The organism is Bacteroides oleiciplenus YIT 12058 (assembly GCF_000315485.1).
Lineage (GTDB): Bacteria > Bacteroidota > Bacteroidia > Bacteroidales > Bacteroidaceae > Bacteroides > Bacteroides oleiciplenus.
Map to the genome: position 1 here is coordinate 704,057 of NZ_JH992941.1, position 12,953 is coordinate 717,009.

The window sequence follows — 12,953 nt, forward strand, 5'->3', positions numbered from 1 at the left end:
GACTATTTTCCCTCTCCTGGTACCTTCGCAGCGTAATTTCTGCATGAAGTTAAAATTAGAATCAATATACAACGAGTTATTAACTTATTCAATACCAAGATGAAGAATATGAGAATTTTGCTAATTATTATTGGGCTTTTTTGCATAACGCCTCTTTTTGCTCAGCACAACAATGAGCATATTAGAATAAACCAGCTTTTCAATTTTGGTTGGAAATTCAAATGGGGTGAGGTTACGAATGCCCACCATCTGACTTTTGATGATAGTGATTGGCGCAAGCTGGACTTGCCACACGATTTTCAGTTTGAACAACCCTGGGATGAATCTGCCAGTCGAGGGCGCGGATATAAAGCGACAGGTATAGGTTGGTATCGAAAAACGTTCCAAGCAGATTCCTGCTGGATGGGAAAGCGGATATTACTTGATTTTGAAGGTATCATGCTAACAGGTAACGTTTGGTTAAATGGAAAGAAAGTTGGTGGAACAGATTATGGTTATCTTGGTTTTGAATCAGATATAACGGATATTATTAAATACGATACCGCTAATGTGATTGCCGTTCGTGCTTCTACAGAAGGAGGTTCCCGTTGGTACACAGGCGGCGGACTTTTTCGGGATGTGCATTTAATCGTAAAAGATACCATCTCCATTGTTCGTAACGGCATTTTTATAACAACTCCCAACATCGCCAATCAGCATGCCGAGGTCAGTGTACAAGTGGAAGTGGAGGGGATTAAGAACAATCAGAAGCAACTGGAAATCCTAACAAAAATATTTTCGCCTGAAGGGAAACAAGTAGCCGAAACTCAAACGTTGGCCCCACAAAATTCAAGACGCCCTATAGAAGAAGTTCCATTGCCAAAGGTCATCATCTCTGATCCGCAGCTTTGGTCCTGCGAAACTCCCCATCTTTACACTGCGGAAGTTCAACTGATATTAAACGGCCAAGTGATTGATAAACTTACTGAGAAGTTTGGTATCCGTACCATTGAGTTCTCCAAGGAATTCGGATTTAAATTAAACGGTAAAAAGGTTTTCCTTAAAGGTATTGCCAATCATCACGACTTAGGGGCTGTGGGGGCAGCCGCTCACGAAACATCGATTGCCCGCATGATGGACAAACTTAAGGCCTTTGGCTTTAATCATATACGAACGTCACACAATCCTTATTCAAAGGCATTCATGAAAATTGCCGACGAGAAAGGAATTCTGATCGTTGATGAATTATACGACAAGTGGAGCAACACCATTGCCTGGGCAGGAAGTGCGCCATGGACTGAAATCTGGTATAAGAATCTTATAGAATGGATTAAACGGGACCGCAATCATCCTTCGGTCATTATGTGGAGCTTTGGAAATGAACTGCAATTTCAGGAAGAACGATGCGGATTTCCAACAAACGATTGGGGAGTAACTACCTACCGAATCCTAAATCTGTTAGCCAAACGTTACGACCCTACCCGCAAGACAACGGTTGGCATGTATCCTGCCCGTGCCGGAGGCATTGTAAAACACGACCCAGCTTTCAGGATTGAAGAAAACATTGTTCCACCCGAATTAGCAACCGTAACCGAAGTCGCCAGTTTCAACTATTGCTGGGATGATTACCAAGAGTATCTGAAACATGCTCCCGACATGATTATTTATCAAAGCGAGGCTGTAACCAATGAGTTGGCAGCTCCTTACTTCGGAATGGACAGAGAGAAAATGGTCGGATTGGCTTATTGGGGAGCCATCGAGTACTGGGGAGAATCCGCTGGCTGGCCGAGAAAGGGCTGGGACTATTCATTCTTTAATCATTCTTTAGAACCGAACCCGCAAGCCTATTTAATTAAAAGTATTTTCGAAGATGAACCATTGGTATATATTGGAATCGTTGATCGAGAAGGTGATACACGATTGTGGAACGACATGATAGTGGGACGAAAATACATCTCCTCACACTGGAACCGACAAGAGGGAAAAACATATAATCTTTATACTTACACCAATGCCGACGAGGTGGAATTACTGGTGAATGGCAAATCTATCGGCGTGAAACAGAATACGACTGAAGTAACAAAACGCAATGTCATATATTGGGAAAACGTCCCATTCTCTCCCGGCAAAATTACAGCAATTGCCCGGAAAGGAGGCAAAGTCGTAGCCCAACACGAGCTACAAACTACCGGAAAAGCCGTTCGACTAAAAATAGAAACTGAAAATGCCACCTGGAAAGCCGACGGTATGGATCTTCAATATGTCAAGGTATATGCCGTTGACAGCAAGGGACGCATAGTGCCGACGGCAACCGGCGAAGTAACTTTCCACGTCAGTGGAGCCGCACAGTTAATTGCAGTGGATAATGGCGATCATACAAGTGATGATTTATTTACAGGCCATAAAAAAGCTCTCCACAACGGTTTTGCCATGGCTATTCTACGATCAGGACAAATCGCCGGAACCGTAAAATTGAAAGTTACGGCAACAGGTCTGAAACAGGCAGAGAAAACCTTAACTGTACATCCAATCACTAATTAAATAATATATATCATGAAGAACATTTTATTGAAACGGGGACGCCTTCTCCTCACACTCTTTTTAGTAACTCAATTCACTGATACGTTTGCCCAAAAGCAAACTGTTATTCGTCCGGGTGAAATATGGCCCGATACGGATGGTAATCACATACAGGCTCATGGTGGCGGCATTACGCAAATCGGAGACACTTATTACTGGTATGGCGAAGCACGTGCGCAGAGTCAAGACCCCGATCGACGCTATGTGGGTTGCTACTCATCAAAGGATTTGACGAACTGGAAGTTCAGAGGCAATGTGTTGGAAATGGCTAATCCTGATACACTTGCTGCCAACTGGGTATTGGAACGCCCCAAAGTCTTTTATAATAAGAAGACGAAGAAATATGTCATGTATGTTCATATTGATGTGAACTATAAGCTGGCACAAGTGGGTATTGCAGTGAGCAATAAACCAACCGGTCCGTTTGAATATGTACGACGTTTCCATCCGTTGGGATTTGAAAGCCGGGATATCGGCCAGTTTATTGATGAAGACGGTTCCGCGTATTTAATATTTGAGGACCGCCCAAGTGGTGGTTTCCGTATTGCCAAACTATCTGATGACTATATGGATGTTGAAAAGAACATATGCCTCCTGAAAGAGCGTATAGAAGGTGGAGCCATCATCTATTACGAAGGCTTATACTATTGTGTGGGTTCGGGGCTGACCGGTTGGAAACCTAATCCCAACAAATACGCAACCGCTACTTCACTCGAAGGACCCTGGACGGAATTTAAAGATATCGCTCCACCGGAAGTCAATACATATGGAGCGCAATCATCGATGTTGATTAAAGTGGTTGGCTCTAAGAAGACAACAGTCCTGCTTTTGGCTGATATCTGGAAACCCGAAACACAATGGGACTCCCGCTATGTGTTAATGCCGTTGGAAATTGGTAACGGTAAATTGTGGCTACCTACTCCCCAACCTTATACAATAAATATGAAGACGGGAGAGACTACATTCGTAGAGCAATAACACATAAAACAGTATTCATATTACATATATACTTACAAAACAAATCATGAAAAGAAGTTGCATAACGCCCATCTATCGCCTGTTTGTAGCCTTCACATTGCCGCTCGCCTTGTTCTCCTGCAACAATCAACCGACCTCTGTTGCGATTCCAACGGAAGAGCAAGTCGGCGCCTTGGTGATGCCGGAAGAAATCGCTCCCGTCACCGATGCACCTTTCGAGTTACCTGATTTCAAGAGACCGGTGTTTCCCGACCTCACAGTCAGCATCACCGAACGTGGAGCTAAAAAAGACACATTTATTACCGACGTGATAAATAACCTGATTGATGAAGTGAACGCAAAAGGCGGTGGAACAGTACTGATACCTGCCGGAAAATGGTTTGCCGGGCGTATTACATTGAAGAGCAATGTAAACCTCCACATTGCCGAAGGGGCAGTTATCGAATTTTCCGGACGGGTGGAAGATTATCTTCCCGCCGTATTTACCCGCCACGAGGGCATTGAGATGTTGGCTTCCGGTGCATTCATTTATGCCAATGGACAACACAACATTGCGGTGACCGGTAAGGGAACAATCCTTGGTCCTGAGTTGGACTCCGAAGTAAGAACCCGTTTGAACACTGCAGCCAACGTAGATATAGATGTACCTCCATCCATGCCTCTTGCCAAACGCGTGTTCGACGGTATGGAAGGACGAGATTTCCAACCACCGAGAACAATCGCACCAATCAATTGCACCAACGTATTTATCGAAGGCATCACAATGAACCGCAGTGCTATCTGGAACGTAGTACCCACATATTGCGAGAACGTTATCATCCGTGGAATTACAGTGAATTCGTTGGGGATACCCCGTGGCGACGGCATTGATGTGGAATCGTCTAAAAATGTACTTATCGAGTATTGTACCTTGAATTGCGGCGATGATTGCTTTACACTGAAATCGGGCCGGGGAGAAGAAGGAGTGCGCATAGGCAGACCAACCGAAAACGTAGTCATCCGCTACTCTTTAGCCCAACAAGGACATGGTGGCATAACCTGTGGAAGCGAAACGGCAGGGAATATAAAGAATATCTATGCCCACGATTGCGTTTTTAACGGTACATGGTCGGGGATTCGTTTCAAAGCATTCCGGCCTCGTGGAGGCGGTACGGAAAATGTATTGTATAAGCGCATCCGCATGATAGATGTGAACGTGGCTTTCATCTGGGATATGCTGGGAAGCCGCCGTTGGGTGGGCGATCTGGCAAACCGTTTGCCGCTAAGAGAGGTTACTGAACTGACTCCGATATTGAGAAACATTCATGTAAAAGACTTCATCGTGGAGTCGGCAGACAATTTTATAAGCGCCAACTGCATTCCGGAAATTCCCGTTAACAATGTATTGATTGAAAATGGTGAAGTCAACACTACATCACTCATACCTGTGTTGAATGATGTCGACGGATTTATTTTACGCAACCTAAGTTTTCGGGCACGGGAAAATAAGATTAACATCCTTGACGGACGGAATATCTTATTAGATCAGGTCAGGTTCGAGATTCCCGGAAATGAATTGGCCGTTAACATACAAGGTACGCAGTCGGCAAGTATTGTGCTCCGAAACAATGGCAATGACATCAGGATAGGGACAGCCTCCCACCGACTCATTTTGCAGAATGGGATTGCATTTAAATTAGAGTAAATATATTATTTCTCCTGCCGATTGCTTACCTTTGCTCTTGATTCAACACCGGAAAATCATGTATCAATCTATAATCAGCGATAGACAAAAAACAATTCTGTTTGGGTTGTTATTTCAGTTCCTGTCTGTTATTATCATACCTTCTTTTGCCCATGATATATTGCAAATCAATACCGTAACCAACCGAAACGGGTTATCCCAGAATACAGTCAGAGCATTGATGCAAGACAGTCAGGGGTTTCTGTGGATGGGCACTATTAATGGCGTAAACCGGTTTAATGGCAAGGAATTCCTTACCATTAAACCCGGCCCCGGTCTTTCTTCGTCTATGGCGGACAACAGAATAACAAACCTGTTTGAAGATAAAAACGGTTTTATCTGGATACACACCTTCTCGAATACCTTTTTCTGTTACGATACCAAATTAGAATCGTTCATAGATTATACCGCCGAATCAAAACTCTTCAATCAAATTACGGAAACAACCAATGGCGATATCTGGTTATGGGGGAAACAAGGATGCTTGCGAATACGCCATATAAACGGGAAATTGCAATCGCAGCCTTTTAATGATTCCCGCTTGAATCATCACCCCACATCTGTCTTGTTTGAAGACTCGAAGCATAGCGTATGGATTGGAACAGATAACGAACTTTTCCGACTAACGGGTAATACATTAACGTCTGTTGAAAAGGGCACAACCTATAAAAGCGTACACGAAATAGGTGAGCGTTTATTTTTTATCTCAGAAAGCAGTATCGCAATATTCGATGACCGTGACCGTGAATTTCTCCCGGCAGTAAGTATCGTCACCGATCCCAGCGCAGCATTAACTTCTTCTTGCCTCATCGACGGGGGTATCATTCTGATCAACGGAAGAAAAGGAATGCATGCTTTCGATACCCATACACTGAATGTTATATCTGCACACCCGTTCTTCCCACATACACCACCGGTGGATGGCAGTTTTATCATTGATAACAAAGGGGGTGTTTGGGTATACAACAGAACAGGAATGCTCTGGAGACATCGTGCCGGAAATAGGTTTGAGGCATTGCATCTGATCCCTCCTGAAATCTTGCCTTTAGTATATAATGAGCGATTCAAGGTATACCACGATTCAAGGGGGATTATCTGGATCACTACCTATGGAAACGGACTGTTTGCCATTGACACATCAGATGAAACGATTCATCACTACACTGCAAATAAAGAATTAACAAGCAACTATCTATTCTGTGTCACCGAAGACAGCTCCGGTGAAATATGGGTAGGTACTGAATTTGCCGGAGCCATCAAAATATCCTTAACCCACTATCCGGTCAATGTACTCAATGTTTCGAATGACAATATTAACAGAGGGAATGCTATCCGTCTGATATACGAGGACTCCAACCGGCAATATTGGTTCGGAACGCGAGGCGGACATTTATATCTGTGCGATTCCTTATTCAATCCCTTGCACGATTATCACATGAATGGAGGCATACCCTTTAGCATGGCCGAAGATACGCTGGGCTGTAAATGGGTGGGAACGAAAGGGGAAGGACTTTTCATCTTTCCGCCCAAAAGCACCGGGGGGAAACCACAGAATTTTCATTTGCATAGCCACGCAAGGCAGAGCTCTTTAAGCAATAATATCTTCACTGTTCTTCGGGATACCAAAAATCGTATGTGGATTTCGACTTTTGGTGGAGGTCTGCATTTGGGCGAACGGAAAGGTGACCGACTCACTTTTACTCAGATTAACATGGCAAACGAACAGCAGGACATGATGCGTTCCATGATACAAGACCGCGAGGGCCTGATGTGGGTAGGAAGCAATGAAGGCGCCATTGTGTTTGAGCCGGACGAACTGATGCGGGATAATACCCAATACCTGAACTTCCGGTCGGACACGAAGAATCCGCAATCGCTGAGCAACGATGAAGTGAAAGTGATTTTTGAAGATAGTAAAGGAAATATCTGGTTAGGTACCACCGGAGGCGGTCTGAACCTGTTGATAAGAGAAAATCCACTCCGTGATTCGTGGTTTAAGCATTATACCAGCAAAAACGGACTATCGAACGAGATTATCCAAGCTATTACGGAGGATAATGAAGGGTATATATGGGTGAGTACAGAAAATGACATTTCGAGATTTAATCCCACCACCGAACGTTTTGAAAATATCATTTTCTCTGAAAGCAAACAGCCCACTATTTTCAGTGAGTTATCGAGCTGGAAAAACAGTGATGGCGAGTTGATGTTCGGAAGTTATAATGGAATATATAGATTTAACCCGGCCGAAATTGCATACAAGACCTATGTTCCTCCGGTTACCATTACCGATTTACGCATTAATGGCAATAAAGTAAAACCCGGCGAGGAGCACTCGCCTCTTACGGAAAGTATTACTACCACCTCTAAAATCATCCTTAACCATAACCAGAACTCTTTTAATCTGGAGTTTTCGGTGCTTGATTTTCACGCACCGGAGTATAACCAATACACTTACTACCTCGAAGGGTATGAAAAAGATTGGAATAACATATCACGCAGCAACGTAGCCACCTACCGGAATATCCCTCCGGGAACTTACACTTTCCGTGTAAAAGGAACAAATAGTTTTGGTGTATGGAGTGCTCAGGAAACTACGGTAGAAATCGTAGTCAAGGCACCGTGGTGGAAATCGGGCTGGGCATTTCTCTTGTATACTATAACCACAGTCATTATTGCCTTTTTCGTATCGCGAATGCTAATCAAAATACACCGCTTGAATACGGCTGTCGAAGTAGAAAAGCAGTTAACAGAATACAAGTTGCGCTTTTTCACCAACATTTCACATGAGTTTCGTACCCCGCTAACAATTATCCGTGGTTCGATAGATGCTTTGCTGAATTATGGTAACCTGCCCTGGTTTGTGGACAAGCAGGTGAACGCCTTATCCAAAAGTTCCTCCCGTTTACTTCGCCTGATAGATCAATTGCTCGAATTCCGCAAGTTACAAAACAGCAAGATGGAATTACGGTTGGAGAAAACAAATGTCGTAAGCTTCTTCTACGATATTTATCAAACATTTAATGAGGTAGCCGAAAAGAAGAAGATTGAATACCAATTCGTATCGGACGAACAAAAATGGCGCATGCTAATCGATAAAAGTAAGATGGACAAGGTAGCATACAATCTATTATCAAACGCCTTTAAACATACTCCTCATGGAGGGAAAATCGTCATGAGCCTGCATTTCTCTACCACTGACGATTCTCTTATAATCCATGTGGCTGATAACGGAAAAGGCGTACCCAAAGAACAGCGTGAGCACCTGTTCGTACGTTTTCAGCAGATAAACTATACTTCCAATGGAACAGGGGTGGGTTTGCATTTCACTTCCGAATTGTTAAAGGTGCATAAAGGTCGTATAAAATACATCGAGTCAGAATGGGGTGGAGCATGTTTTGAAGTATCCATACCTTTATCCGATTCAGCCTATAGCCAAGAAGATATTATGAAAGACGAAAATATACTATATACTCCGGAAAATGTTTCTACAGACCATATCAAGGACATAAAATCATTCGATTCACCCATCGGTAAGCCTTATAAGGAATATGATATCATGGTGGTTGAAGATGATGATGACGTCCGGGAGTTCATCGTAGACCAGCTCAGTGAATATTTTACCGTATTATCGGCTACCAATGGTGCGGAAGGTCTGGAAAAGATAGCAGAAAGGCAACCCAACATCATTGTCAGCGATGTTATGATGCCCGAAATTGATGGTTTCGAACTTACCAAACGTATTAAAGATGGAGCTGAGACAAGCCATATCCCCGTCGTTCTGCTCACCGCGCACTCGTCGGAACAACACCAGTTGGAAGGTGTGAAAATGGGCGCAGACGATTATGTTACCAAACCATTTAGTATAGAATATCTGGTTACCCGCATTCTGAAACTAATCGAACAACGCGAAAAGCTACAACAGAAGTTCATGACTGAACCTGGTTTAAAACAACTGAATACGAATTTCACAGATAGGGATAAGGTCTTTTTAAACAAACTACACGACATCATAGAGAAAAATATAGACAATTCCGAATTTACCGTTGAAGATTTTGCACAGGCACTTTCCATGGCTCGTACAAATTTCTATAAAAAGGTAAAGGGGCTCACAGGACATTCTCCCAACGAGTATCTACGGATTATACGCATGAAGAAAGCTGCGGAATTGCTCCTGACAACCGATATGAATGTGGGTGAAATATCCTATCAGATAGGATTCAACGATCAATTCCACTTCAGCAAAATATTTAAAAGTCAGTTTGGGGTATCGCCGTTGCAGTATAGAAAGAAGTGAGAATATCCCAAATTTGCCTCAATACATTTCAAATGAACCCTTCATTTTGATAATAACCACATAAAAATGTACTCCCGTACATATATTCCAAGCGTCCTCTGAGTACGTTTGCAGCGTAACTCCTACGATGAATTGATACATTTCAATAGGAGCCTTAATTAATTTTAAACTAATATTATTTTATGGAAAATGGAAAAAGACAGGGTGCCTTACACCTTATGAGAAAGTTTCTCAGACCTTCATTTGTAGTGCTATTTTTAGTAATAGCCACTATTGCATTTTCACAAAGCAAATCAATTTCGGGTACTATACTTGATAGTACCGGTGAGCCAATTATTGGCGCAAATGTAACAGTAGATGGTACCGCCAATGGTACCATATCCGACCTGGACGGAAAGTTTAGCCTTTCCGGTGTAACTGATAATAGCAAACTTAAAGTTAGCTACATTGGTTTCCTTACGCAAATCTTTCCGGTATCAGGTAAAACCAATTTCCAAATCATCTTAAAAGAAGATGCACAATCGTTAGATGAAGTGGTGGTGGTAGGTTATGGTACCATTAAAAAATCGAATACAGTCGGTTCCATTGGTACGATGAAAGCAGATGCTATTGAAGACCGCCCCATTGCGCGTGTTGAACAGGCATTACAAGGACAGATAGCAGGGGTATCCGTAAGAAGCACTTCCGGTTCACCGGGTAGTGATATCACAATCAGTGTGCGTGGAAATGCTTCCATCAATGGAGAAAGTACTCCATTGTACGTTGTTGACGGTGTGCCGCTTGACAACCTTTCAGGAATCAACCCCAATGATATTGCCTCTCTTGATGTATTGAAAGATGCAGCTTCGGCTTCTATCTACGGAGCACGTGGTTCAAATGGTGTTATCCTCATTACAACAAAACAAGGTAGAACAGGCAAACCCGTAATCACACTGAATGCGTATGCGGCATATTCTACCATTGAAAGAAAAGTAGATGTAATGAACTCGGAAGAATGGATAGCGTTCAATAAAAAGTGGTACGATCACCAATGGGTAACCAAAACTGGCCAACCGGCATCAGTCAGTCAAGCCGACAGGATAGCCTATGCTGAACAAAAAGATGGAAAGACTTACTCATCACGGGCAGAATTAGCTGGCATTCGGAATAATTATGGTATATATGACCCATGGTGGGATAGCAGTGACCTTGAAGCCATTGACTGGCAAGATGAACTGTTTAGGACAGCTCCGTCTTACGATATTCAACTCAATGCTTCGGGTGCTACTGAGAGATTAAACTATACAGTTTCCGGTGGTGTGTTTTCACAAGACGGCGTCATTCATGGTTCATCCTATGACCGTTATTCTTTACGTGCCCGATTCGAAGCGCAAATGACAGATCGCATCAAAATAGGAGTTAATATTGCCCCCTCCTATGGAGTCCGCGAAGGCGCAAATGTAGATGGTAAAGACAATGCAGTATCTGGTGCATTAAGTCTTCCCGGTTGGGTGCTTCCAGGTGCTGGACGAAATGCCGGTGCAAAGCCTTATAAATTTTATGACACATGGGGACCGGGACCTAATAATGTAAGTCCGTATATAAGAGCTACAGCTCCTGAAAGAAAAATAGCCGATACACGTGTCAACACATCTTTAAATACCACCATCAACATATTAAAAGGACTTGATGTTCACGGTATGGTTGCATGGAACTATCGCTCAAATAACGAACGGGAATATACCCCTACATGGTCAAATGGAAAATGGGATGTAGCAAAATATCCTGGTGAATATTCTAGTTCTACTTATAATACAGTACTTTCGAACTCATTATTGTTTCAAGGGTTATTGACCTACACAAAAGAATGGGGTATTCATAGTATTGATGCATTATTAGGTATATCACAAGAAAGCTCTAGTACAACATATTCTAAACAAGGTCAATCTGCATTTCCTGACGATAAAACGTGGATTTTCAATAAAGATAAAGGCAAGACAGATAAGAATGAAGTAACTTATAATAAAAATGCCATTATATCTTATTTTGGTCGTGTACAATATGCATTAATGGATCGTTATCTTGCTACGATTTCTCTTCGTCGCGACGGTTCGTCCAAATTTGGGTCTAAAAACCGTTGGGGATTTTTCCCATCCGTATCCGGAGCTTGGAAAGTAAATGAAGAGCCTTTTCTACGTGATGTAGAGTGGTTAGGAACTACAAAATTACGTTTAAGTTGGGGACAAGCAGGTAATGACCGTATTGGTACGGCACAATTCTTGTCTAACATGTCTGCCTTAAATTATCCTACCGGTGAAGGACAAACTTTAACTAATGGATATGTCGTAGGTAATATTGCCAACTCATTACTTGGTTGGGAAACTACTACTTCATACAACATAGGGGTTGACTTTGGTATTCTCAACAACCGAATTTATTTATCTATGGATTACTATAAAAAGAAGACAAAGGATTTGCTGTTGAAAGCACCCGTCTCTTTAATCACCGGATACTCAAATATGATGGATAACGTAGGTAATGTAGACAACTGGGGGATGGAATTTGAGCTAAATACAGCAAACATTTCAGCTCGTAAGTTCAAGTGGAACAGTTCATTGAATATATATTTTAACAGAAATAAAATTACCAGTTTAGGGACTGATAATTCGGATATCCGTTCAGGACAAGGTAATACGATTATCCAAAAGGTAGGACACCCTATTAATTCATACATGTTATTGCGTGTTGAACGTACCTTACGTGCATCCGACTTTGAGGCAGATGGCGTTACCCCCAAAGAAGGAATAGCCATATATACCGGTCAAAAACCCGGAGACTCAAAGTGGGCTGATGTAAAAAAAGACGGTAAAATCACCTCGGATGATTATGATGTAGTTGGAAGCTACCAACCTGATTTTGAGTGGGGATTTACTAACACATTCAAATATGGGAATTTCGATGCATCTATCTTAATGCAAGGCAGAGTGGGCGGAGATCTTCTAGCTATCGGTTCCCGAGGGTGGAATCGTGCAACTGGCGCACCAGGATACAACTACATGAGTAGATGGCTGTATAATGCATACTGGTCGGAGGACGAACCGGGCGATGGCAAAACACCGGCTTTCTTTGCTAATAGTGTAACTGGCGGGCAATATGATACGAACTGGATGTATGATGCCGGATATGTTCGTATTAAAAATATAACCCTGGGATACACTCTTCCACTCAAACCAAATGGCATAATAAGCCAAGCTCGTGTATATGCTTCTTGCGATAATGTGTATATGTGGGATAACTATGATCCCGGATACTCACCTGAAGGTGCTACGCAAGATGGTGGTGCAGCCGATTGGGGTGCATATCCACAAGCTAGAACATTTTCTTTTGGTGTTAATATAACTTTCTAAACAGTAAGAA

The 12,953-nt window shown here is 42.6% G+C and carries 5 protein-coding genes; all 5 read left to right on the top strand.

The genetic code is table 11. The annotated features are described in order from the left end of the window. Positions 1-99: 99 nt before the first annotated feature. Entirely contained in the window at positions 100-2,520 is a 2,421-nt protein-coding gene (locus tag HMPREF9447_RS10775) for a glycoside hydrolase family 2 TIM barrel-domain containing protein (RefSeq protein WP_044138003.1), read from the top strand. A gap of 12 nt (positions 2,521-2,532) precedes the next feature. Then, positions 2,533-3,537, top strand: a complete 1,005-nt coding sequence (locus HMPREF9447_RS10780; RefSeq protein ID WP_009129762.1) for a family 43 glycosylhydrolase — start codon at positions 2,533-2,535, stop codon at positions 3,535-3,537. A gap of 46 nt (positions 3,538-3,583) precedes the next feature. Beyond that, positions 3,584-5,221 (top strand): glycoside hydrolase family 28 protein, encoded by a 1,638-nt coding sequence (locus HMPREF9447_RS10785; protein ID WP_009129763.1) that lies wholly within the window; start codon positions 3,584-3,586, stop codon positions 5,219-5,221. 58 nt (positions 5,222-5,279) lie between these two features. Beyond that, complete coding sequence (locus HMPREF9447_RS10790) at positions 5,280-9,557, top strand: hybrid sensor histidine kinase/response regulator transcription factor (protein ID WP_009129764.1); 4,278 nt, start codon at positions 5,280-5,282, stop codon at positions 9,555-9,557. A gap of 218 nt (positions 9,558-9,775) precedes the next feature. After that, complete coding sequence (locus HMPREF9447_RS10795; protein WP_044138005.1) at positions 9,776-12,943, top strand: SusC/RagA family TonB-linked outer membrane protein; 3,168 nt, start codon at positions 9,776-9,778, stop codon at positions 12,941-12,943. Positions 12,944-12,953: the final 10 nt, after the last annotated feature.